At 49.2% G+C, this 23954-nt stretch carries 18 protein-coding genes and 1 riboswitch; of the genes, 7 read left to right on the top strand and 11 right to left on the bottom strand.

Annotated features, from left to right (window positions below):
• Nucleotides 1-222: 222 nt before the first annotated feature.
• Complete coding sequence (locus AC0VZ8_RS05975; protein ID WP_475487646.1) at nt 223-1686, top strand: Msr family ABC-F type ribosomal protection protein; 1464 nt, start codon at nt 223-225, stop codon at nt 1684-1686.
• 310 nt (nt 1687-1996) lie between these two features.
• Here AC0VZ8_RS05975 and AC0VZ8_RS05970 read toward each other — a convergent pair whose 3' ends face one another.
• Complete coding sequence (locus AC0VZ8_RS05970; RefSeq protein WP_071221305.1) at nt 1997-2662, bottom strand: GntR family transcriptional regulator; 666 nt, start codon at nt 2660-2662, stop codon at nt 1997-1999.
• Nucleotides 2663-2837: 175 nt separating this feature from the next.
• Here AC0VZ8_RS05970 and AC0VZ8_RS05965 point away from each other — a divergent pair, with 175 nt between their 5' ends.
• From AC0VZ8_RS05965 to AC0VZ8_RS05955, 3 genes are read left to right on the top strand one after another with little or no spacing between them, the layout of a single operon-like run.
• Nucleotides 2838-3371, top strand: coding sequence for a YbhB/YbcL family Raf kinase inhibitor-like protein (locus AC0VZ8_RS05965; RefSeq protein ID WP_071221306.1), 534 nt, complete (start codon nt 2838-2840; stop codon nt 3369-3371).
• A gap of 31 nt (nt 3372-3402) precedes the next feature.
• Nucleotides 3403-3684: a hypothetical protein gene (locus AC0VZ8_RS05960; RefSeq protein WP_475486352.1), complete on the top strand. Its 282-nt coding sequence runs from the start codon at nt 3403-3405 to the stop codon at nt 3682-3684.
• Nucleotides 3685-3693: 9 nt separating this feature from the next.
• Nucleotides 3694-5073 carry an MFS transporter gene (locus AC0VZ8_RS05955; RefSeq protein WP_475486351.1) on the top strand — a complete coding sequence of 460 codons (1380 nt, stop codon included), beginning with the start codon at nt 3694-3696 and terminating at the stop codon, nt 5071-5073.
• Nucleotides 5074-5252: 179 nt separating this feature from the next.
• Here AC0VZ8_RS05955 and AC0VZ8_RS05950 read toward each other — a convergent pair whose 3' ends face one another.
• From AC0VZ8_RS05950 to tenA, 9 genes are all read right to left on the bottom strand, one after another.
• A complete protein-coding gene (locus AC0VZ8_RS05950) occupies nt 5253-6503 on the bottom strand; it encodes a DUF4073 domain-containing protein (protein ID WP_475487645.1) in 1251 nt (416 codons plus the stop codon).
• Between the two features lie 625 nt (nt 6504-7128).
• Nucleotides 7129-7758: a TetR/AcrR family transcriptional regulator gene (locus AC0VZ8_RS05945; RefSeq protein ID WP_475486350.1), complete on the bottom strand. Its 630-nt coding sequence runs from the start codon at nt 7756-7758 to the stop codon at nt 7129-7131.
• 136 nt (nt 7759-7894) lie between these two features.
• Nucleotides 7895-9061, bottom strand: coding sequence for a dicarboxylate/amino acid:cation symporter (locus tag AC0VZ8_RS05940; protein ID WP_216533247.1), 1167 nt, complete (start codon nt 9059-9061; stop codon nt 7895-7897).
• 423 nt (nt 9062-9484) lie between these two features.
• Nucleotides 9485-11500 (bottom strand): fructose-specific PTS transporter subunit EIIC, encoded by a 2016-nt coding sequence (locus AC0VZ8_RS05935; RefSeq protein WP_475486349.1) that lies wholly within the window; start codon nt 11498-11500, stop codon nt 9485-9487.
• Nucleotides 11501-11762: 262 nt separating this feature from the next.
• Nucleotides 11763-13715 (bottom strand): BglG family transcription antiterminator, encoded by a 1953-nt coding sequence (locus AC0VZ8_RS05930; RefSeq protein ID WP_475486348.1) that lies wholly within the window; start codon nt 13713-13715, stop codon nt 11763-11765.
• 249 nt (nt 13716-13964) lie between these two features.
• Complete coding sequence (thiE, locus tag AC0VZ8_RS05925; protein WP_475486347.1) at nt 13965-14639, bottom strand: thiamine phosphate synthase; 675 nt, start codon at nt 14637-14639, stop codon at nt 13965-13967.
• Entirely contained in the window at nt 14636-15652 is a 1017-nt protein-coding gene (thiD, locus tag AC0VZ8_RS05920; RefSeq protein ID WP_475486346.1) for a bifunctional hydroxymethylpyrimidine kinase/phosphomethylpyrimidine kinase, read from the bottom strand. The genes thiE and thiD overlap by 4 nt, the downstream gene beginning before the upstream one ends.
• Nucleotides 15649-16491, bottom strand: coding sequence for a hydroxyethylthiazole kinase (gene thiM / locus AC0VZ8_RS05915; protein WP_475486345.1), 843 nt, complete (start codon nt 16489-16491; stop codon nt 15649-15651). Before thiM ends, thiD begins: the two co-directional genes overlap by 4 nt.
• A gap of 55 nt (nt 16492-16546) precedes the next feature.
• Nucleotides 16547-17233, bottom strand: a complete 687-nt coding sequence (gene tenA / locus AC0VZ8_RS05910) for a thiaminase II (RefSeq protein ID WP_475486344.1) — start codon at nt 17231-17233, stop codon at nt 16547-16549.
• A gap of 140 nt (nt 17234-17373) precedes the next feature.
• Nucleotides 17374-17477: riboswitch (TPP riboswitch) on the bottom strand.
• Nucleotides 17478-17739: 262 nt separating this feature from the next.
• On the opposite strand from tenA, the gene AC0VZ8_RS05905 reads away from it, so the two are divergent.
• Nucleotides 17740-18240 carry a VOC family protein gene (locus AC0VZ8_RS05905; RefSeq protein ID WP_475486343.1) on the top strand — a complete coding sequence of 167 codons (501 nt, stop codon included), beginning with the start codon at nt 17740-17742 and terminating at the stop codon, nt 18238-18240.
• Between the two features lie 2462 nt (nt 18241-20702).
• On the opposite strand, the gene AC0VZ8_RS05900 is transcribed toward AC0VZ8_RS05905, so the two are convergent.
• On the bottom strand, nt 20703-21728 hold the full coding sequence (locus tag AC0VZ8_RS05900; protein ID WP_475486342.1) for an ABC transporter substrate-binding protein: 1026 nt from the start codon (nt 21726-21728) through the stop codon (nt 20703-20705).
• 197 nt (nt 21729-21925) lie between these two features.
• Here AC0VZ8_RS05900 and AC0VZ8_RS05895 point away from each other — a divergent pair, with 197 nt between their 5' ends.
• Both AC0VZ8_RS05895 and AC0VZ8_RS05890 read left to right on the top strand, forming a co-directional pair.
• Nucleotides 21926-22909 carry a FecCD family ABC transporter permease gene (locus AC0VZ8_RS05895; RefSeq protein WP_216533128.1) on the top strand — a complete coding sequence of 328 codons (984 nt, stop codon included), beginning with the start codon at nt 21926-21928 and terminating at the stop codon, nt 22907-22909.
• The gene (locus AC0VZ8_RS05890) at nt 22906-23952 is read left to right on the top strand and encodes a FecCD family ABC transporter permease (RefSeq protein ID WP_475486341.1); all 1047 of its coding nucleotides are present in this window, start codon (nt 22906-22908) and stop codon (nt 23950-23952) included. Before AC0VZ8_RS05895 ends, AC0VZ8_RS05890 begins: the two co-directional genes overlap by 4 nt.
• Nucleotides 23953-23954: the final 2 nt, after the last annotated feature.

Genomic DNA, 23954 nt, shown 5'->3' with positions numbered 1-23954 from the left:
TTCTCTCATTATCCATGCAGATTTAAGCCCCGTTGTGGACTCGGATCTGTATTTTTTATTGCCAAAAAACAGCCGGACAATCCGAAATTTAGACAAGTAAATATGAAAAGGGGCAAATCTTATGAGATCCATGCATTGGTACTTCTTTATTTAAACCTCTCTTCTTCAATCGCAGGCAATCCTGCGAACAGAAAACTGCGATTTTTGAAGGAGGCAATAATGATGGAATTATTGATAAAAGCAAAAGATATTTTGGTGGAATATTCGGGGCGCGATGTTTTGGACATTGACGATCTCGAGCTTTACGAATATGACCGTATCGGCCTGGTTGGCGCGAACGGAGCAGGAAAAAGCACACTGCTAAAAGTGCTGCTGGGGGAAATTCCTTTGTCCCACGGTAAAGTTATTCGGGAAGGCAACTTCAGTTATATTCCCCAGTTGGATGATGTCATCGTGCAAGAGATCAAGGACTACGCTTTAATCGGCAAGCTGGGAATTGAAAGCCGCGAAGCGGAGAATATGAGTGGCGGTGAAGAAACACGCCTCAAAATAGCACAGGCCCTGTCCGGTGAGGTGCACGGAATTTTTGCCGATGAACCGACATGTCACCTGGATCGAGATGGCATAGACTTTTTGATCCACCAGCTTAAATATTATTCGGGCGCATTACTCATCATCAGTCACGACCGTTATTTCCTTGACCAAGTCGTTGATAAGATCTGGGAGTTGAATGAGGGGAAAATCACGGAGTACTGGGGCGGATATTCCGATTACCTGCGCCAGAAGGAAGAGGAACGGCATAGCCAGGCTGCAAAATATAAGCAGTTTACTGCTGAACGGGAGCGGCTAGAGAAAGCCATTACTGAAAAGCACAATCAAGCTCGGAAGGTGGATCAAAAGGCCAAGGGCGCATCGCGAAAAAACAGCTCCGATAGCGGCGGCCGCCTGGCTCATCAAAAATCAACGGGCAGCAAACAAAAAAAGCTCCATAATGCCGCTAAACATATGGAGCACCGAATCGAAGCACTCGGTGATGTGAAACCCCCTGAAGCCATGCGATCCATCCGTTTTCGGCAAAGCAAAGCTTTAGAGCTTCATCATCCGTTTCCGATCACCGGGAAAGAGATTTGCAAACAATTTGAGGGCAAGGAGATATTCGAGAAAGCCTCCTTCCAGTTTCCATTAGGTGCCAAGATCGTGATCACCGGCGCGAATGGATCAGGTAAAACGACGCTTTTCAAGATGATTCTCCATCGTGAACATGGTATTTCCGTATCCCCTAAAGCGGAAATCGGCTATTTTGCCCAAACGGGTTACAAGTTTGACCGTGATCAGGGTGTTATGGAGTTCATGTTAGTGAACTGTGATTATGAGGTATCGGAAATTCGCGCTGTTCTGGCATCCATGGGATTTTCTCAGCAAGATGTACGCAAGGATTTATCCGTTTTAAGCGGCGGAGAAATCATGAAATTGCAGCTTGCCAAACTGCTGTTAGGGAGATATAACATCTTGCTGATGGATGAACCCAGCAATTTTCTGGATCTCCCTGCGGTGGAAGCGCTGGAACAATTGATGAAGAACTATGCTGGAACGATCATTTTCATATCGCACGATATCCGTTTGATAGAGAATGTAGCCAATACCGTATATGAAATCGAGGATAAAAAAATTATCCAAAGGGCTTAGCGACTGTTCGTGTCTTCGAGTGGGTAAGCGGGTTTCAAACACAAAAAAATTTGAAGACAGCACTTCGTAATTTGATGAATTAGGGCACCCTTCTGGGTGCCCTAATTCAGTTTCCCCAATGGCCACTGGCGAATCTCAAACAGCCCCGTCCTATCCAAGTCCTTCGAAAACAACACGCAAACTTATGAACCGCGTGCATACAAAAGTAGTGCGGCAGAGCAGCTGTGCTCAAATAATGGGCAGCCACCTTTCCGACTATGTTGCACTTGTCTACAACGGGTTTGAAAGTTGGTATTTGTGCATAAACCCCTTAATGGTTGTCAAACAGGACATCCGCGGTGAGTTGGATGTGTTCCCTAAAGATCTGTACAGCACGATCACTGTCACGGCTAAGAACGGCATCTGTTAATGCCTTATGTTCAGCGAGGCCATCGCGAACTTGCTGTTTAGGGGGCGAATAATGTCGATAAAATTCGCTCAAATCCCAAAGGTTGCTGCAGATATCCAGGAGAACCGGATTGGGACATGCAGCTATAAGTTCGTAATGAAATTGACGGTGGATCTCGGACCATTCTTCGCGAATGGTAATCTTTTCATTTACTTCCTTGTGCTCAGCCGTCTGCGATAATTTGTGATGAACGGCGATTACATTGGACTCCCATGTGAGATCGCCATAAGCGATGGATAAGCGTAAAGCTTCGGATTCATTGATTAACCGTGCTTGTATGATGTTATTCAGCTCTTCTTCCGACGCCGTCTTTACTGAAAATCCGTGGTTAGGGTTTTGCTGTACAAGACCTTTGGTCGCCAATCGGGTCAGCGCTTCTCGAACAACGGCAACCGAGACCTCAAAATCTCTGGCTAATTCCGAAACTTTTAATGGAAAGCCGGGTTCATATTGTCCAGTCAGAATATCGGACTGTAGTTTCTTCGTGACATTCTCGCTTAAGGTCGGCGAACCGTTCCTTTTGGCCATGAAGCAGCACCTTCCTTCATGCACATTATAATTATACGTATTTCGATAGTTTACACCGAAATTTATAAAAAAACAAAGACTAAATTCAATAATGTACACATAAAACGATTATTCTTTACAGAATCGATTATGTTGTGTATTATCGACATTGTAAAATAAAAGGAGGTAATATACAGTGAACAACAATCCATTTTCCAAGTTGCCAGAAGTCGCAGTCTTTCAATTGACGAGTAACGACATTGCGGAGGGCCTTCCTCTACAGCCCCAGCAATACTCGGAGATGTCAGGATTGGAAGGCAGTAAAGATCTTTCGCCCCATTTGAAATGGTCGGGTGCGCCCGAAGGCACAAAGAGTTTTGCCATAACCGCGTATGATCCGGACGCCCCGACCGGATCAGGCTTGTGGCACTGGGCCGTCATCAACATTCCTGCCAATGTCACCGAACTGCCGACCGGTGCAGGTGACGAGCATAGCAGTGGTTTGCCGCAAGGCTCCTTGCAACTGCCGAACGATTTGCGACTTGAACGGTTTATCGGTGCGGCGCCTCCAGCGGGACACGGCCCTCATCGGTATTATTTTGTCGTTCATGCGCTGGATGTCGAGAATATTGGCGTCGCCCCTAACTCCACACCGGCTCTCCTTGGATTTACCATGCTGAGCCATACGCTGGGGAGAGCCGTTCTCATGGCAACAGGGGAAATCAAGTAATCCAAGCTGTTTAGGCATGGGAGACGACGGTATGAAAAATTTTGGTGTTCGTATACAACAAGAGCTGAAAAATCAAATGCTCCAAACGACGCAGCATCAAAATATATGCCCCAAGTGCCAGCAGCCCATTCTAGTTTTGAAGCATACGATCATTTGCGGCTGTGGGAGCAAGATAAAAAACAAATTCAAATTGTCCAAAGTAACTGAAATGTCCTCAATTTTGAGGACTTTTCAGTATTTTGGCGATGAGCATCTACCAAGCAAAGTATTTAAAGGCATTCCCCTGCAATGCTGTTTTATCCTACAGAAATGAGGCATTCCAATGCAATCCAATCAAAGCGTTCAAAAAAATAACAGAGGGTTATTACTTGGTTTACTTGTCTTTACGCTCATTATTTCCGTCATGAATGCAACCATGTTTAATATTGTACTTCCTAATATCAGCGAACAGTTTCAACTTTCTCCATCGCAAGCGAGCTGGATCATCACAGGCTATATGATTGTATACGCAATCGGCTCGGTAACCTATGGAAAATTGACAGACAGATACAGCCTGAAGAATTTGTTGACGTTTGGCCTGCTACTTTTTGCAATTGGATCTGTTGTAGGCTTAGCGGCTATTCAATATTGGATGGTAATTGTGGGTCGAATTGTACAGGCAGCTGGTGCATCGGTCATTCCAGCGATTGCAATGATCGTCCCGGTTCGTTACTTCTCTGCTGAAAGCCGCGGTCGTGCGTTGGGTACCGTTGCAATCGGATTTTCACTCGGGTTGGCAATGGGTCCGATCATTGCTGGAGTGGTAAGCAGTACGTGGAACTGGCGGGTTTTATTTGTAATTTCGCTTTTATCATTGCTTACGTTACCGATGTATCGGAAATATTTAGATGAAGAAAAGGGAGTTGCCAGAAAAATCGACTTTATTGGCGGATTGCTTTTGGCGGGCACAGTGGCCATTCTGTTACTGGCTTTAACAAACGGAAGTATCTGGCTTGCCTTAGTGGGTACTATTACTCTCATTTTTTTCTTATTACGTATACGATACACTTCGGCGCCATTCATTAACCCGGCTATATTTCGAAACAAACCTTTTACATTCGGTCTAATTATTACTTTCGTAATGATCGGGATTAGCTTTGCCATTCCATTCATTACACCTCAGTTGCTTTCTTCTATAAACCATTCGTCACCTGTTTTCATCGGAATGGTTATGTTGCCGTCATCTTTAATGGCCGCGTTTTTGGGTCTGCGCGGCGGCAAATTAGCAGATGAAAAGGGAAATCCGTTCCTTGTTTATACAGCAGCGGCACTTCTTCTGATTGGCTTTATCTCTTTATCTACCGTCGTTGGCATGTCGCCAGTTTTTATTGGGATCTTTCTTATTTTTGGTGCTGTTGGTCAATCGTTCATGCAAATTGCGATGTCGAACACCGTTTCACGAACGCTATCAAAAGAGCATATAGGAGTAGGTATGGGATTATTCTCCATGATCACTTTTATTTCTACGGCAACATCAACAGCTGTTATCGGCAAGATACTGGATTTGGGCACATCGACCATTCGCTTAAATCCGATACCACAAAATAGCACGACTATCATCTATAGCAATATTTTTATGGTGCTTGCTATTCTTATCGTTGTAGTAGCTTCGTTTTATTATGTACAGTTTGGGCGTGCAGTTAAAATGGATGCGGACGAATAGCGAACCAGTTACTTCGAAACGTTGATATTGAAATGCCCAAGTCAGATCGTGTTAGATCACCATCAAATCGGAACATGTTCTTGTGACTTCAATGGAACTATGTTGTTGTTCCCCGATACACATTGATGTACGCAAAAAACAGAGCGTTGATAGAATCAACGCTCTGTTTTTTTCTAACATTATTTTTTAAAAGTCACCTTCTTAGATAATCCATCTTCCAGGTTCATTTCACCTTTATGGCGAACGAATACATTTTGGTTTCCTTCAAATTTCGGAGGGTTCTTTGGATCATAGTCAACCCAGCGACCATTCCCATTCCCATTCCCATTCACAGAGTATTCCATGTATTGGGTAGCACCAATGAGTTCATTTTTTTCATCATCAGCTTGAACATTAGGTGGTAATTGAGCAACCGTACCATGATGCACACCCAGCTCTTTAATAACTTTATCTGTTTTATAATCATACGCTTTGATCTTTACATCATTTCCGTTCACTTCAACCTGAAGTCCCTGTTTAAAATCATTGCCCGTCGACACTTCACCACCATTAGGCCCTGCCGATGCCCAACCCGCTTGAATCCCAGCTGTGTTCACAACAGTAAAACCACGTTGATCTCCACCTTCTACTACCTTTTTACCTGCCCAATCCGGAAGATTCAGATCCCAGTGACTGTGGCTTGTAAAAAGAATGACTTGCGGGTAATCCTTTAAGATCGCTTCTAATTTAGCCTGGTCTAAGTAATCACCTGTATACGGCGATTGATTGGAGCCTGAAATACTGTCCTTAAGGATATGATGACTAAAGAGGAAGATCGGTTTATTTGGATCGTTCTTGGAATATTCCTCAAGATTCTGCTTTAACCAATCAAGCTGCTCATCGCTAAGATAAACCTCATCCCACAAAGACGCATCATGATAGTGCATATATTTTTCGGTTCCTAAGAAAAGGAACGGATATCCGTCTAGCTCTTTTTTATGGTAGACTTTCTCCTCGCCAGTAAAGTTATAAAAATTTTGGAGCATTTCGGATTCCGGCGTATGATTCGGCCACGTGTTTTGCGCTAATTTGTTCGGTGTTGCCCATTTCGGTTTATAAAACTCATGATTTCCTATGCTGTACCAAACATTGTCCGGATGAGGATTATGATCTAACACCTGTTGTACGGCTTGATATTCAAAATCCCAACCTCGGTCCGTAATATCACCGTTCACGATTAATGCTTTTGAAGCAGGGTTTACCTGTTTCATATCGTTAAGTACATGCTTAAAGTCATTGAGATCCCCTTGAATGTCACTGATGACATCAAAAGTAAGACCTGGATCTTTGGAGAATAGGTGTTCATCCAGTTTTGCTTGAGCTGATCCTGAAAAAGCACCTGCATTGAAAACAATAGATGCTGCCATGATACTTGGTAGTAGCTTTTTCACCATGGTTCCTCCTAGTTATCATCATTTTCAGAATATCATCCGCAAAACGCTATAAGTTCCTATTTTATAGTAAACCGGAAATATTAAGGTAATATTCTCCTAGAGTAAATATTGCACAAAAAAATGTAAATAAACTAGAGTTGCAACCATATTTATAGAAAATAAAAAACACATTCGATTAATCATACCAATCCCTTAGCTGCTTTATCTTCATAGAAAATACCATTATCCAAGTCGATCTCATCTAATTCACCAATTGGTTTTCCAGTGTGATCAACAATTTCAATTCTTTATTTGCATGCAAAAAAAAGAGTGCCGGTTCAGCCGACACTCGCTAGTCTTGCGCACTGTACGTCAAACTGTAGGCGTCGTTTAACTCTCCCCACCAAACAGTTCACGAGCTTAATCTTTTTATTGTTTTTCTTCCTTCTTATTTCCTAAGGAGATTAAAAATCGCCTCCAGCCGTACGCTGTGATTGCATGACTCGCAGGAATATTTCCCTTTCTGGTTTTCCTTGAAATTTTTATATCCCACGCTTCCTTCGTACAGCCGAAATGTCTTCTTGCAGCAAAAGCATTCCACCTCATAATAAATCAATATGCTTTCACCTCCCTGGGAGCGTTCTTATTTGCGCGTGGCGTGATCAAAGATCGTAATCAGCTCCTGCACATAAGCCTTTACATGAAGATCGGGGTTTCTCATCAATTCCAGGCTGAATCCATCGATGGCATGCCGGATAGCGAGCGCCATGACTCGGGAGGATAACGGGGTGAATTCTCGAAAGGTTCCTTCTTTCGCCCCTGCATGCAGAATCGCCTCAATCGGTTGAACCACACCTTCATCCGTATCCGCCGAAAAACGAGGTTTCCCCTCCTTTGTCCACATGCCCGTCACGATTTCCACAACGGCAAAAACCATCTTCCGATGCTCCACGATAAACTCCAAATTCGCTTCAATATACTTCTTGAGCCTGTTTCTGGGAGAAGCTTCGCTACGTAGAATCGGCTGCATAAAGGACTCATAGGCGATATAATACTCCGTCACCACCTGCTCCAGGAGCTCATCCTTGCCCGCAAAATGATAGGAAATCACTCCTTTGCTAACGTTGGCGCGCTTGGCGATTTGACCTATCGAAGCTTGGGCATAACCGACCTCGGCAATGGTTTCGATCGCGCATGCCACGATCTGCGCACGGCGAGCCTTCTCAATAAACGACATTTCCTTTTGGTCATCCGTTTTATTTTTAGTATTCATGATTATATTTTAGTACGATCGTACAGAAAAAATCAATAAGAAGCCTGCCCATCTCTTAGGAAATGGGCAGGCTTCTCCCTAACTCTTATAGGGTGATGGATTCTGATCATTCGCGATGTAAATGTGCTCACGTTATTCACGCAGGCTCAGATTTACTCACGCGGTCCGTAATCACGGCGATAGCTCCATCTCCGGTTACATTACAAGCCGTTCCGAAGCTGTCTTGCGCAATATAGAGGGCGATCATGAGCGACGTTAGCGTCGTATCGAAGCCCAGCATGGACTCCAACAAGCCGAGTGCCGCCATAACGGCGCCTCCGGGAACTCCGGGAGCAGCAACCATCGTAATGCCCAGCATCAGAATGAAAGGGAACATCATGCCAAGGGATGTCGGCATCCCTGTCAGCAGCATGACGGCCATCGAGCAGCTTACCAGCGTAATCGTGCTGCCGGATAGATGAATAGTTGCGCATAGAGGGATGACAAAATCAGCGACCTTCCCACTGACTCCGTTCAGCTTGGTTTGGCGCAGCGTAACCGGGATGGCAGCGGCAGAAGACTGCGTACCTATCGCCGTAAAATAAGCTGGCAGCATATTCTTCAGCATGGCAAACGGATTCTTATGCGCGACTTGACCAGCAACCAAGTATTGTATGATCAGGAACAGCACATGCAGGACAATGATCATAATAAATACTTTGGCGAATACCGACAGGATCATGGTCACTTGCCCGCCATAGGTTAAGTTAGCAAACACGCAGAGGATATGATATGGCAGCAGCGGAATGATGATCGAGGCAATCAGCTTCTCAACAATCTCGCGGAAATCAACCATGACCTTCTGCAAGGCTTGCCCCTTGATTACAGCCGCTCCCAGCCCCAGCGTAAAGGCAAGGAGCAGGGCAGTCATCACCCCGAATACAGGCGGCATGTCAACTTTAAAAAAGGGTTCCAGCAGCGCCTCTTCCGGATTGGTGTAGGAATTAACCAGCCCGCCAACCTCCAACATATACGGATACAATAGCGTCGCTGCCAAGAATGCCAGCAGTCCCGCGATTATGGTGGAGAGATAAGCAAGGCCCGTGGTTACGCCCAGCAGGCGACCGGCTCCTCTTCCCAGCTCCCCGATCCCGGGAGCAATGAATCCGATGATAATTAAAGGTATGGCAAACCCAAGAAAGTTTCCAAATAACCCGCTAAAGGTAGCTAATCCGGCAACCAGCCATTCCGGTGAGAACGATCCGATCGCAATGCCGAGCAAAATGGCTATAAGGATTTTCGGAAGTAAGCCAAGTTTTTTCATGTTCATGCTGTTATCACCCACAGATGTTATTTTCGTTTATTGTCCACTCTAAACGGACAAAATCCATTGGACACGGAATGAACAAACTTTATCATATTCTGGATATCATTGTCATTATGCAAAATATGACAGCAAAACATACCCTTAATAGATCAGATGACAGATATACAGATATGAGTACCAAATACATGGAAAGGCGAAATGCCTACTTCGGTTCAAGTATGTGCAAAATTGAAGCCAGCCCCGCTCATTTCTGTGCGGGGCTGGCTTCATTGGAATGGCTTCATAAAACCCTAATATGATGAGATAACGGCAGGATTATCTCCAATAGATCAGCCATCATCCTTCTGCGATAAGCCAAGCTCCTTGGCTACTTTTGCCCACCCAACCAATGGCTAGGTGGAATCACTTTAGCATCTTGAATCAATGCACCTGATCGAGCAATTGATAGGCCTCTTCCTTCGTTGTCACCGCCAAGAGCGCTTCTCTGAAATCATCGTCCATCAGCTTGCGGGACAACATTTGCAGCACTTTTAAATGCGCATTCTGTTTGCTATTACGCGGCACGGCAATCATAAAGATCAGTTTGGCTTCGCTGCCGTCAAGACTCTTCCAGTCTACACCATCCTGCTGGATACCAAAGACCACGCTTGGTTTCAGGACAGCATCCGATTTACCGTGAGGAATCGCAATATTCATGCCGATGCCTGTGGAGCTTTCTTGTTCCCGGGCTAATATGGCCTGTTTAAAATCTCCGTCAGCTCTTACCGCCCCATTCCGCTCCAATACACCGATCATTTCGTCGATAACCGCATCCTGTGTCGTTCCGACCAGATTCAGGTTAATGAGATCCGGTGTAACAATATCCGTCAATTTCTCAACGCGGATAGCAGAAACTTCCGTTGCTGTACCGTTATTCATTACGGTTGGAACCGCTTCGGCTGAGTCCGCAGCCAAAGGTGCATCCACATTTACTACGGACGCTCCACCTGCTTCGGCAGGATCCTCTATCGCTCCTTCTCCAACAACTGCCGGAGTCACAGCTGAAACGTCTTTCTTGAGCAGGCTCACCATGATAACCGATACGGCTGCGCCGACAATGACAGCGAGGAAGAACATCAACACATGATCAACGGCACCGAGCACGGCTACAATCGGGCCGCCATGGGCTACGCTGTCACCGACACTGCCAAACATGGCAACCACCGAACCCGTCATCGATCCGACCATGATGCTCGGAATGACGCGTAGAGGATCTTGCGCCGCGAATGGAATCGCTCCTTCGGTAATACCGAACAGTCCCATCGTAAATGTTGCTTTGCCTGCTTCACGTTCCGCAGGTGTAAACTTCTTTTTGTTAATCATTGCTGCCAGTCCCATTGCAATCGGAGGAACACAGATGGCTACGGCAATTTGGCCCATAATCTCATAGTTTCCTTCACCGATCATGGCCGAGCCGAACAGGAACGCAACCTTATTCACGGGCCCCCCCATGTCAAAAGAAATCATCGCGCCCAAGATAAGCGCCAACAGAATCGAACTTGTACCCTGCATTCCTGCTAGCCAGACGGTTAACGCTTCAAACAGATCCGCAACCGGAGCACCAATCACAAAGACGAAGATTAACCCTACAACTAGTGAAGCCAGTACAGGGATAACGATAATGGGCATAATCGGCTGCAGCGAGCGAGGAACCTTGATCCTTTTAATAGCAAGTGCAACATAACCCGCCAGGAAACCGGCAATAATCCCCCCGATAAATCCAGCTCCCGCTTCACTTCCATAAAAGCTGCCGTTGGCAGCAATGAACCCGCCGACCATACCCGGTGCCAGACCCGGCCTGTCCGCAATACTCATGGCGATAAATCCGGCTAGGATCGGAACCATGAAGGTAAACGCAGCCGCGCCGATACTCTCAATCGTTTTCCAGATCGAACCTTCCGGTATAACCAGCCCACCCGGCGTCTTTACGCCGCCCATCGTCAGTGCGATTGCAATGAGCAGTCCACCGATTACGATAAACGGTACCATATAGGATACGCCGTTCATCAAGTGACGGTAGATCGGATTTTGTTTAGGTTTGTTCTCTCCTGTCATATCTTCAGCAGCAGACTTGGACTGTGCTTGATAGACGGGCACATCCCCTTTCATCATCCGTTGGATCAGCTCTTCTGGACGACGGATACCATCCTGCACACCAACGACAAGCAGTTTTTTACCCACAAACCGGTCCTTCACCACCGTCTTATCCGCCGCGATAATAATGCCATCGGCTTCGTGGATATCCTGCTCCGTGAATTGGTTCTCCACGCCAATGGAGCCTTGGGTCTCCACTTTCATCTCAACGCCAAGCTTCGCGCCTGCCTTCTGCAGATTCTCAGCGGCCATATACGTATGTGCAATTCCGTTAGGACATGAAGTAATCGCTAATATTTTCATGTTCGTCATTCTCCTTTGCTGTCATGTTCCCGCTTACATTTATAGTGTACACGCTGAAAACGCTGTTATCGGATGAACTTTTTACCGGAACTTCCGGAAAAACAGGTTTATTTCGCAATAAAATATCCCACATAGCGGAGCCTATGCTGCGATGTTTTCTAAATACTTTGTAAGTACCCCGAAAAATGTAAAAAACAGGACGTATACCGCCCTGCTTCATCTTCACAGTTTCTAATACTAATCACGGTTTCTAATGCTAATGTTACCCTTTCAACGCACTCAGCAATCGCATCACATCCGTCTCCTTAGTCAACGCACTGACTAAAGCCGGCTGCTCACTGATCAGCGACAATTCTCTGAACAGCTGCCGCATCTCTTTCCGCTCATCATGTTTAACCGCAAGCAAGAACACAAGCTCTACCTTCTCGGTTCCCCAGGGAATCGGCTGCTTCAAAGTCACAACAACGATGCAGGACTGTTTAACCCGCTCCGAGCTGCCATGAGGGATGGCAATGCCACCCCCAATCGTCGTAGCAGACATATGCTCACGATCCAGCACACTTTCCGTATACCCTGCCTCGACATACCCTTTGTCCTCCAGCATTTGCGCAAACTTGGCGATTAACTGTTCTGGACGCTTTACCTCCTGCTGAGGAAAGACCAGAAAAGGAGTTGTATATTTCAAAAAGACCGACTCCTCAGCCGTCCTGCTGTCCGGCTCATCGATCCGCCGGATTGCTTGCTCCAGCTTCCGCTCGTCACTGGCCTCGAGCAGAGGGGAGACGAGGATATGTGGTGATTTTAGCTCGGGTAGATCAACGGTCGTAATGACAAGATCCACCTCATGAGCAGCCAGATAATCCTGCACTTCCGCTCTCGACATCGTTGCCTCCACATGCACGGACGGGAATCTCCGTTCCACCTTCGCGAGAAGCAATTGGGACATCCCAACGCCCATATGACACACAATAATGACCTTCTGAGGGTGGCTCTCATTCTGGTGAAGCCGTTCCACAGACGCCTGAAAGTGCAGTGTCAAATATGCGGCTTCCTCTTCGGGAAAGTACAGATGGAGCGCTCCCCCTACCTCTTCCAGTGCCATGATGACCCGATCGAACATATAGGGATACATCTTTTTGATCTCAGCCAGCATCGGATTGGACACAGCCAGCCCATAATGAAGACGGTTCATGGTCGTGTACAAATGCACTTTCAACCCGTTCAATAATACCTGGTCCTTGGAAAAAGGGATCATATTCAGCTCCGACATCCGCCGAATCAGTTGTTCAACCAATTGGGGCAGAAGGGGGTGGCTGTCTGCCAGATCGGTCCGCCCAGCGCCTCCGTCCTCTTGCGTGTATCGGAACTTCCCTCCAAGCAGGTGCAGGGTTAGATAAGCGGTTTCTTCCTTGGAAAAAGGTACAGCGAACAGCTTTTGCAGCTGCTTCAAAAAGCCTATCGCCCATTCAAATTCCGCTTTGTTCTCCAAAAAGGCCATGTCCTGCTCGGAGAGCGAAATCGGCTGTCCCAGCTTGGTCCGTTTGACCATGAGCAGAATATGCAGCATCAGGCTTTCAAAGGTTTCATCGGTGAAGCGGAGCTGATGCTGCTTTTGCAACGCCTTCAATTCATTGTATACGGTTGCAATCTCATGCGGTTCATACTGATTACGCATCATCTGTCCCGTCAACTCCGGACGGTTGATCAATTGGTTCAACCGCGCCAGCGCCATCCGTTTGTTCTTCTCCGTGCCCTCAATCATGAAACCTACACGCTGTTTCGTCATTAAGCTCAGATCAAAGCTGCGCAGCCAGTCCTCAATCTTTTCCATATCCCGACGGATAATTGCCTTGTTCACATAAAACGGTGAAGCCAGGTTCTGCAGGGTTACGGGCTTCGCGTTCATCAAGAGCCGATAGGCCAGGTGCAGCACCCTTTCCTCATCGGTTTCATTCTCGGTGGTACTCTCGTTGGAATACAAGCGGTGGAATAAATTAGCCTGATCCGCTTCTCCGATCTCCAGATATACGCCAAGTCCCGGCCTTTTCACCAGATGGCCACTGGAGTGCTGAACTATATGTTCTTCAATCACCTTCAGATCGTTTCGGATCGTCTTCTCCGAGCACTCGGTCTGATCCGCCAGATCCTGAACGAGCCACAGCCGGTTCGGTTCCATTAACAAATTACGAAAAATCTCTTTTTGCCTATTATTCATTCCGATCTCCTATTCAACTTATTTGGAGAGCTCACTCATCGTGGAGCAGGTACATTGTCCTACGTATATCATATCCGGGTCGCTATGGCAATCTGATCTGGTATGAAACGCGAGAATGGACCCAAAGAATGGCATGTTGAGGGATAAGCTGAACATATACAGTAATTTAAAATCTGACGTAAACAAAAAAAGAGTGCCGAAGAAATTCGACACTCTTTTTCATGATCCTTATCATGATCCTCTTACATTTTAAAAAATTCGTTCGGTTGCACAGCGTATCTTTCCTATAAAAGCCTCCACAGCCTCTCGCGCCGACTCCGCTCCCGTCACGGCGGATATCACGGCGACGCCATCCGCACCCGCCCCAATCACTTCCTCCACGCGCTCCACGGTAATCCCGCCAATCCCAACGATCGGCAGATGGATGCCAGCTTCGCGCATTTCTCGAAGAATCGCCGGGCCTTGCGCAGCCTTGGCATCATCCTTCGAGCGGGTCGGATAGATCGGCCCGATGCCAAGATAATCGGCACCGTGGAGAATGGCGCGCCTGGCTTCCTCAACAGAATGGGCCGAGACGCCCAGAATCCGATTGCCGATCCGTTCACGTACCGAAGCCGCAGATTCATCGTCCTGGCCGATGTGCACGCCGTCGGCGTTCAGCTTCAGTGCCAGTTCCACATCATCATTGACGATGAAGGGCACGCCTGCTTGGCGGCACTCGGCCTGGATACGGCGGGCCAGCCGAATCATCGGCTCGCCAACAAGTGCGCCCTGTCCCTTCTCGCGGAACTGGACCATGGTCGTGCCGCCAGCCAATGCATCCTGCACGACCCGGCTTGGCTCGACGATGCAATTCACGCTCCCAAGTACGAGGTACATCCGTAGATGCTGCCTCATCATCTCGGGTGTCACTCTGCCCGTCATCGCAGCACCTCCTGATGGCGGCGACGATATGCCCAATGATTTGTTGGGCCGTGTCCCTGTCCCAGGTTTAAGCCGTCCTCAATGGCCGCCTGGATGAATGTACGCCCGTTCTGAATGGCATCGAATGCGCTTAAGCCTTGGGCCAGGCCTGCGGTAATCGCGGCAGAGAAAGTGCAGCCGGTACCGTGCGTATGAACGGTACGAATTCTTTGTCCATATAATTCTGTAAAGGCGATACCATCGTATACGAGGTCCATGACTGGAGGACTGTCGGGATTACCGAATCTGTCATCATTCTTGATCATGGGGGAGCGTCCCTCATTAAACTCCCCGTTATCGCTGGCGGTTCTTGTTTGGCCATACGTACTTTCGGACTGAGACAACTCTTCCTGCTGCGTACCCGCCGCCTTAGCTGATCCCCTGTCTCTTTCGTGATCCGCAACTTCACCGCTGCCGGGCATTCCCTCGTCATGACCGCCTTTGATCACAACGATCCTGGGCCCCAGATCCCGGATGCGCCTCGCCGCTTCCTTCCGATCTTCTTTCGTGCGGATACGCATCCCCGCCAATACTTCTGCCTCCGGTATATTTGGGGTGACAATTAACGCCAGCGGCAGCAAATCCTCTTTTAAAGCCTGCACCGCTTCGCTTTGCAGCAGCTCCGCTCCGCCCTTGGCGATCATCACGGGATCCACAACGACCTTCTCCCAGCCGAATGCCCGAATCCGGTCAGCAGCCAGGCGAATGATCTCGGCATTGAACAGCATGCCTGTCTTCAATGCATCGACTCCGAGGTCCGAGCCAACCACTTCAATCTGCTCAGCAGCTGCTTCGGGAGGCAGCGGATAAACGCCTTGAACCCCCAATGTATTCTGAACCGTGATCGCCGTAATCGCTGACATGCCGTATACCCCAAGCTCCTGGAAGGTTTTCAGATCGGCTTGAATGCCGGCACCGCCGCCGCTGTCAGACCCCGCAATCGTCAGTGCCCGAGGAACGTGAGACTTGCTCATCGTGCGCCACCTGCAGCGGACGCTTCCGCTTCCCGGACAGCGGCATAGCCCTCCAGCGAGCCTGGATGAAGCTTTGCCAGCTCATCCAGGAAAGCAATCTGGAAGCTTCCCGGTCCCTGGTCCGCGGTTCGCTCTGCAGCTCTCGCCGCCGCGGCCCCGTAGAAGGCCAGGCCCGCCGTACCGGCAAGCAGCAGGTTTGCTTCTACTGCGGCAAAGGCACCCAGCACCGAGGTCAGCAGGCACCCTGCCCCGGTCACCTTCGTGAGCAGAACATCCCCGCCGGTAATGATACGTACCTCGTTTCCATCGGTAATCACGTCCTCTTCACCGGTAATGGCCACGATCGTGCCTAATTCGCGCGCAGCCCGCACAGCCAGTTCGGCATGATCACTGCCGGTGCTGTTGCCAGCGTCTACGCCTTTGATCTCGCGGGCCTCTCCGGCAAGGTGAGCGACTTCAGCCGCATTCCCGCGCACGAGCGATACCTTCACTTCGTTTAGGATCCGCAGCGCCGACTCCGTTCGAAAACGGGTCGCACCCGCACCGACCGGGTCCAGCAGGACCGGTACGCCGTGTGCGTTCGCCGATTGTCCGGCTATGATCATCGCATCCATAAGCTCGCGGTTCAGCGTGCCGATGTTCAATACGAGCGCGCCCGCGATGGCGGCCATATCCGCCACTTCCTCCGGCGCGTAAGCCATGACCGGCGACGCGCCCAGCGCATACAAGCCGTTAGCCGTAAAATTCGTAACCACCACGTTCGTCATGTTGTGAACGAGGGGGCTCGTCTGCCGCACCTTTGTTAAAAGCGCCGAAACCTCTTTTTCCCATGTATGCATATGAATCAGCCTCTCTTCGCTATATTGGAATTTATGAGCTTGTAGACTTCGTTCTTTACAGCACGGCAGCCTCCAACGGCACCGGCCATTCCTCCTGCTTATAAGCCATATCCCAAAACATATACTCCAGCTGGCAGCTCAGCATAAAATGCTCCTTCATCCGTTCTCGCTCGGCTGCCGTCGCACGCTCCGCCCATTCATCGACACGGCTGCAGAACTTGGCTGTCGCGTCTTCCCCCCGGTTGCCGTAGAAATAAATCCAATCGTAGAACGGATGGGATTCATCCGGCTTCACTTCATCCAGCAGCTTACGGCCAATCTCCAGGTAGGTCCACGGGCAAGGCAGCAGTACGGCCATAATCTCGCCCAAACTGCCCTCATGCGCCACCGTGAGCATATGACGGATATAGTGATGCGCGGACGGAGCCAGCGGATAGCCTTGAAGCTCTTCGTAGGTCACCCCGGCGGCTGCACAAAAATTCTGATGCGGATGCACCTCGCTATGCAGGATGAATGAAATCTGTTCATTAAAGGTCGCGATCTCTTCCCGGCTGGTCGATTTAGATATGGCGATGCCGTAAATTCGCATGTAGGCATTCAAATACTCAAAATCCTGCTTCACATAGTGGATCAGTTGTTTCCGCTCCAGTTTCCCCTCGGCAATACCTTTTACAAAGGGATGGTCGAAGATTGCTTGAAAAATGCCTCCCGCCTGCTGACGGAGCTCTTGCGTAAAACTCATTTTTGTCCCCACCTCCAACATTATTGAAGAGCAGGAAGTCCATAAGACACGACTTTCCAGGCAACGCTAAAAAGCCGCCCCGAAAACTGGAGCGGCTTCGTCAACAAGCCCGAGTGCGCCAAAAACGCACCAAGACCTTATATACGAAGGCTCCACTTTCCTACGCTAGTACGAACTAGATCAGGTTCAAAGGGTCCAAGATACGCTCTTGTCTCAGCCGCTAACGGCTCCCCTAGTGGACTTCCTATTCTTTTGTCTAATACTGTACATAGGTTTGTAGATGCTGTCAAACGTTAACGGTTCGCGGACAGAACCCCATGTGCGAAATCTTCCGTGATCGGTGGATCATGATGTTGTACGGTGGCAGAGGTCTTTCGCGAATAAAAAACGCCGGCTACCCGACACTTGTTTCAGAAACACTGACGCTGGGTTGTCATGTATTCCCCAACATAATGAGTACATAAACGTTATTCAAATAAATGAAGTTTAAAGGAGCGAGCTTATTTATGACGAACCCATCAAAAGCGGTTAAACCCATTCCGGATGGCTACACCTCCGTGACACCATGGATTATCTCAAGAAACTCCGCAGCGCTGATTGAATTCCTGGAGCAGGCTTTTCAAGCCGAAGAGTTAGCCCGCGTCTATGTTGGCGATAGTGTCATCGGCCATGCCGAGGTGCGAATCGGAGATTCCGTAGTGATGATGTTTGATGCAAAGCCGGAATGGCCGGATAGCCCGGCGTACCTCCGCTTATATGTTGAGGATTGCGATGCTGCTTACCAGCAAGCGCTCGCCGCAGGAGCCGTCTCGGTGACGGAGCCAACGAGTTTGTTCTTCGGCGACCGGGTGGGACGGGTACGGGACCCGTTCGGCAACTTATGGTGGATTCAGACGCGAATGGAGGACCTGACGCCCGAGGAGATGGAACGACGCGCCCAGGACCCGGATTACATGAAGGCAATGACCTATGTGGCCGGAGCGGAAATCGTGGTGAAGATTTCGTAACAAGGTGAAGTGAAGCAAAAGCGTTATTTCAGGGAGAACATCATGGGTGGTTCGGTTCCAAGGGGTATGCTTGGATGGCTGTCGATTATAATCGATGTAGGGACCGGGTAACTCAGAGTAGCTATGGTTTAGAGGTAGAAACCGAGGGAACACAGAGTATGTAGCTGAGGCTACTGCTGGGCATGGTGCTACCTGCTACTATTGGTGCGACTGCTGGGATTGATGCTACTGCTGGGATTGGAGTTACTGCTGGGCTTGGTGCGACTGCTGGGATTGAGGCTACTGCTGGGGCTTGGTGCGACTGCTGGGATTGAGGCTACTGCTGGGATTGGTGCGACTGCTTGAGGCTACTGCTGGGCTTGATGCGACTGCTGGGATTGAGGCTACTGCTGGGCTTGGTGCGACTGCTGTCTTGGTGCTACTGCTGGGCTTGATGCGACTCCTGGGATTGAGGCTACTGCTGGGCTTGGTGCGACTGCTGTCTTGTTGCTACTGCTGTGATTGGTGCTATTACTGATCTTGATGCGGCTACTAGTCTTAATGCGACTTGCTCGAGGCAAACGGACTTAGGATCCGTTATTTAGCCAAATGGGTGTTATTTTCGAGTGAAAGCGGACAACAGATACGTTATTCATAGAATATGATGGCAAATAGGCACCTTATTGAGGTAATAAGAGATCCTGTGTCCGCTAGATTTAAGAATTGGGACCGAATTAGGCAAATAAAGGAACTGGTGTCCGTTAACAGGTGGCCTTGGTGCTAACTGCTGGGATTGAGGCACTGCTGGGCTTGGTGCTATTACTGATCTTGATGCGGCTACTAGTCTTAGTGCGACTTGCTCGAGGCAAACGGACTTAGGATACGTTATTTAGCCAAATGGGTGTTATTTTCGAGTGAAAGCGGACAACAGATACGTTATTCATAGAATATGATGGCAAATAGGCACCTTATTGAGGTAATAAGAGATCCTGTGTCCGCTAGATTTAAGAATTGGGACCGAATTAGGCAAATAAAGGAACTGGTGTCCGTTAACAGGTGGCCTTGGTGCTAACTACAGGTGTTGAGGCTACTATTTGTATTGGTGCTACTACTGATCTTGGTACTACTGCTGGGATTGGTGTTACTGCTGGGATTGGTGTTACTGCTGATCTTGAGCTACTGCTGGTATTGGTACTACAGCAGTGATTGATGCTACTGCTCGAGGGCAAGCGGACTGAGGATACGTTATTTAGCTGAAAAGGCGTAATTTTCGAGAGCTAACGGACACCAGATACGTTATTTCTAGAGCTACTATTTGTATTGGTGCTACTACTGATCTTGGTACTACTGCTGGGATTGGTGTTACTGCTGATCTTGGGCTACTGCTGGTATTGGTACTACAGCAGTGATTGATGCTACTGCTCGAGGGCAAGCGGACTGAGGATACGTTATTTAGCTGAAAAGGCGTAATTTTCGAGAGCTAACGGACACCAGATACGTTATTTCTAGAATATGATGGCAAATAGGCACCTTTTTGCGGTAATAAGGGATCCTGTGTCCGTTAGATTTAGGAATTGGAGGCGAATCAGGCAAATAAGGGAACTGGTGTCCGTTAACAGGTGGCCTTGGTGCTAACAGGTATTGAGGCTACTTCTAGGCTTCTGCTGGTCTTAGTGCTACTACTGATCTTGGTGCTACCTGCTATTATTGGAGCTACTCCTGGTATTGCTGGTATTGTTGCTACTGCTGGTATTGGAGCTACTGCTGGGCTTGGTGCGACTTGCTCAAGGCAAGCGGACTGAGGATACGTTATTTAGCTGAAAAGGCGTAATTTTCGAACGCTAACGGACACCAGATACGTTATTTCTAGAATATGAAGGCAAATAGGCACCTTTTTGAGGTAATAAGGGATCCTGTGTCCGTTAGTTTTAAGAATTGGAGGCCAATCAGGCAAATAAGGGAACTGGTGTCCGTTAACAGAGAGCCTTGTTACTAACTGTTGGATTGATGCTACTACTGATCTTGGTGAGACTACTGATCTTGGTGCGACTAACTGGTCTTAGTGCAACTGCTGGAATTGGTGCTACTTGCTACTACTGGGCTTGGTGCTACTGTTGGGCTTGGTGCTTTGGTGCTACTGCCGATTGCCGACGTGGTGCTACTGCCTACACGCGATACTGCCTACGCGCGATGCTGACCACGCTGCGATGCGACGATGTTGGCTATGCTGTGATTGCCGACGTAGTGGTACTGCCTACACGCGATACTACCTACGTGCGTCGCTAGCGTCGCTGCGTTGCTGCCGACGCAGCGATACTGCCTACGCGGCGATACTGCCTACGCGGCGATACTATCCACGCTGCGATGCAAAAAAAGGAGGCATCCCTCAAGATCTAAGATCTTTTGGAATGCCTCCTTTTTTGCTTTTTCCTAGCATCATCCGCTATACGACAATACTAGTCTGCTGCATTCGTCTTCATTCATTACTGAATGCCGTAAAACTCCTGAAGCTGGTCAATCATCAGATTCGCTGCCAGGATGCCGCCTGCTGTATTCCAGATGGCATCGTCCACTTTGTGGGTTTGACCGTTCTTAACGACGTTCAGGTTTTTCCACAGCGGATCGTTGATCCATTCCTGCTCGGTTTGGTTGGCTCCGCCATCCCCGGTTTCATAAGTGAAGTAGAACAGTCTGTCGGCTTCCACCTCAGGTAAACGCTCCTTCGTGATCTCGTCAACGAAATCGTCCTTGGCGTTCTTGGTCATGTCGTTGCGAGCGATGCCGATTTTATCGAAAATAACGCCCGAGAACGTATTGGTATGGTACACGCGCGTCTTGCCAGCCATGAAACGGACCACGGAGACGGTCTCGTCCAGCTTGCTTCCGGCCTTCTCTTTGAAATCCTGAATCCGCTTGTCGTATGCAGCCAATAGCTCTTCGCCTTCGGATACCTTGTTCAGCGCTTTGGCATACAGCTCAAAATTGTTCTGCCACTCGCCGCGAAGATCCTCAGCAAAAACAGTCGGCGCGATCGCCTTCAATTGCTCGTATACTTTCTCCTGACGCATTTTGTTGCCGATAATCAGGTCCGGCTGCAGGCCGGCGATCAGCTCGATGTTCGGCTGGCTCTCTTCCCCGACAACGGTAACGCCTTCCATCTGGTCTTTAATATGCGGATACCATGGGTCGCCTGTCCAGGATCTAACGGCACCTACAGGCTTCACGCCCAATGCGAGAAGCGCCTCGGTTCCTTCGTTCGTAAGGACGACAACCTTTTGAGGCGTTCCCTTGATCGTCTCCGTCCCCATGGCATGCGTAACTTCATACGATTCGCCGCCGGCTGCAGCGCCGCTGTTGCCCTCTGCGGTTTTCGTTGTGTCGCTGCCCTCGTTGTTTGCATTTTCTTTTGCCGGGCTTGCTCCGCACCCGGCAAGAATCACGATCATGATCAGAGCCAGCAAGCTAAACTTGAGGCCTCTCGTTGGTTTATGTACCACTTTTTTTCCCATTCCTATCTAAATCCCCCTTGTGTCATATCCCTCTACTTGAAAATCATTATCAATCACTGATTCAAAACTATAAAGGGTTTCATGAAAAATATCAAGATATTTATGAGAATGATTATCAAGCTCATTGACAGATGGGGTCCCTTCACCTAAAATTCATATGAACTTAATTATTCATGGACTTAAGAAAGTGAGTATATATGCGCGTATTCGGACTATTCATATCGCTATTGGCGCTGGCTGCTGCGGTCATGGGCAGCATCGCATTTGGAGTAACGAACATACCTCTTCATCAGGTATGGGAATCGTTCACTCACTTCAACGGGAGCAACGAGCATCTGATCATTCTCACAGCAAGACTGCCCCGGGCGCTCATTGCGCTTGCCGTAGGAGCATCCCTCGCTGTTGCGGGTGCGCTCATGCAAGTCATCACGCGCAATCCGATTGCATCGCCCAGCACGCTGGGCGTAAACTCCGGTGCGGCCTTCTTCATTATTATGTCGGCGGGTTGGCTGGGCATCAGCGGACTCCAATCCCTAACCTGGGTCGCGCTGATCGGAGCCGCGGTAAGCGGCGGTATTGTGTTTTTCCTGGGCAGCATCGGCAGGGACGGCATGACGCCGGTAAAAATCACCCTCGCGGGTGCCTCTATAGCCGCCTTCTTCCATTCCCTGACGCAGGGATTGATGCTCTCCGATGGCAAAATGTTCGACCAGGTGCTGGTATGGCTGGTCGGTTCGGTAGCCGGACGCGATTTGAACCAACTCGCAGCCGTGTGGCCGTACATGACCGTTGGCATGCTGGCTGCACTCCTGCTGGGCCGTCATCTGAACGCCCTCTCCATGGGTGACGACATCGCCCAGAGCCTTGGGCAAAAAACAGCCCTCATTAAGCTGTTAGCGGCAGCGGCCGTTATATTGCTGGCTGGAGGTTCCGTTGCCGCTGCTGGACCCATCGCATTCGTCGGAATCATCATCCCGCATATCGTTCGGTATTTAATAGGAAATGATTATCGCTGGATTCTGCCTTACAGCGCGGTGCTGGGCGCACTTCTGCTGGTGACGGCCGATCTCGGTTCCCGATATATTGCCATGCCGAAGGAAGTCCCGGTTGGCGTGATGACCGCAATCATCGGCGTGCCGTTCTTCGTGTACATAGCCAGGAAAGGAAGACGAGCACAATGAGTAAACACCGCATATTCCGCTCCAGGAACGCAAAAGTATCGTTTATGCTGGAGAGAAGAACACTATGGGTATGCCTGATCCTATTCGTGCTTTGCATCGCCGCCATGATTATTAGCACAGGAACGGGAAGCCAGTTTGTTTCGCCGCTTCATGTCATAAAGGCATTGTTCGGCGATGCTCCGCCCATGGAGCAGGTCATCGTCATGCAGCTAAGGCTGCCTCGAATTATTATCGCCGTGCTGATCGGCGCCGCTCTCGCGGTGGCGGGGGCTATTCTGCAGGGCGTCATCCGCAATCCCCTGGCCTCCCCCGATGTCATCGGCATAACGGAGGGAGCATCGCTTGGAGCGGTTCTCTTCATCTTCATATTCACAGGCACCGTATCGATCCATTGGATGCCGCTATTCGCCATCCTCGGTGCTTTTTTCATTACCGGACTGCTGTATATGCTTGCGTGGAAGAATGGCGTATCGCCGCTGCGGCTTGTCTTGATCGGTATCGGAGTATCGGCTGCCATCAAATCAATCTCCTATATGCTGATCATATCCGGACCGCTGCAGTTGGCCGACCGCTCTCTTACCTTCATGGCAGGCAGCATTTACGGCATGTCCTGGGATAAGGACGTTATGACTCTGCTGCCTTGGATTGCGGTACTTCTACCGCTTACTTGGCTGCAAGCCCGCAATGTGAACATTCAAGCCTTAGGAGACGACGTTGCCAGCAGCACAGGCGCCCAGGTTCAGAAGCAGCGTCTGATCCTAATCGGACTTAGTGTAGCTCTGGCCGGAGCTGCCATCTCGATCGGCGGCGCCATCGCCTTCATCGGTCTGATGGCACCGCACATGGCTCGCAGGCTGGTGGGGCCTAACTTCGGAAGCGTACTGCCGGTCAGCGCACTGATCGGTGCGATTCTACTGCTTGTCGCCGACCTGGTAGCACGGACGGCATTTCTGCCGCGCGACGTGCCGGCAGGTGTATTCACCGCCGCGATCGGCGCGCCGTTCTTCCTCTACTTGCTGTATCGTAACCGCAATCGATTCTAGAA

This window comes from Paenibacillus sp. QJM3NY_38 (assembly GCF_056173265.1).
This window is presented reverse-complemented; position numbering and strand designations above follow the sequence as displayed.

Coding starts and splice junctions, on each gene's coding strand:
- AC0VZ8_RS05975 (WP_475487646.1), top strand. CDS start 223: ATGGAATTATTGATAAAAGCAAAAGATATTTTGGTGGAATATTCGGGG.
- AC0VZ8_RS05970 (WP_071221305.1), bottom strand. CDS start 2,662: ATGGCCAAAAGGAACGGTTCGCCGACCTTAAGCGAGAATGTCACGAAG.
- AC0VZ8_RS05960 (WP_475486352.1), top strand. CDS start 3,403: ATGAAAAATTTTGGTGTTCGTATACAACAAGAGCTGAAAAATCAAATG.
- AC0VZ8_RS05955 (WP_475486351.1), top strand. CDS start 3,694: ATGCAATCCAATCAAAGCGTTCAAAAAAATAACAGAGGGTTATTACTT.
- AC0VZ8_RS05945 (WP_475486350.1), bottom strand. CDS start 7,758: ATGAATACTAAAAATAAAACGGATGACCAAAAGGAAATGTCGTTTATT.
- AC0VZ8_RS05940 (WP_216533247.1), bottom strand. CDS start 9,061: ATGAAAAAACTTGGCTTACTTCCGAAAATCCTTATAGCCATTTTGCTC.
- AC0VZ8_RS05935 (WP_475486349.1), bottom strand. CDS start 11,500: ATGAAAATATTAGCGATTACTTCATGTCCTAACGGAATTGCACATACG.
- AC0VZ8_RS05930 (WP_475486348.1), bottom strand. CDS start 13,715: ATGAATAATAGGCAAAAAGAGATTTTTCGTAATTTGTTAATGGAACCG.
- thiE (WP_475486347.1), bottom strand. CDS start 14,639: ATGACGGGCAGAGTGACACCCGAGATGATGAGGCAGCATCTACGGATG.
- thiD (WP_475486346.1), bottom strand. CDS start 15,652: ATGAGCAAGTCTCACGTTCCTCGGGCACTGACGATTGCGGGGTCTGAC.
- thiM (WP_475486345.1), bottom strand. CDS start 16,491: ATGCATACATGGGAAAAAGAGGTTTCGGCGCTTTTAACAAAGGTGCGG.
- tenA (WP_475486344.1), bottom strand. CDS start 17,233: ATGAGTTTTACGCAAGAGCTCCGTCAGCAGGCGGGAGGCATTTTTCAA.
- AC0VZ8_RS05905 (WP_475486343.1), top strand. CDS start 17,740: ATGACGAACCCATCAAAAGCGGTTAAACCCATTCCGGATGGCTACACC.
- AC0VZ8_RS05900 (WP_475486342.1), bottom strand. CDS start 21,728: ATGGGAAAAAAAGTGGTACATAAACCAACGAGAGGCCTCAAGTTTAGC.
- AC0VZ8_RS05895 (WP_216533128.1), top strand. CDS start 21,926: ATGCGCGTATTCGGACTATTCATATCGCTATTGGCGCTGGCTGCTGCG.
- AC0VZ8_RS05890 (WP_475486341.1), top strand. CDS start 22,906: ATGAGTAAACACCGCATATTCCGCTCCAGGAACGCAAAAGTATCGTTT.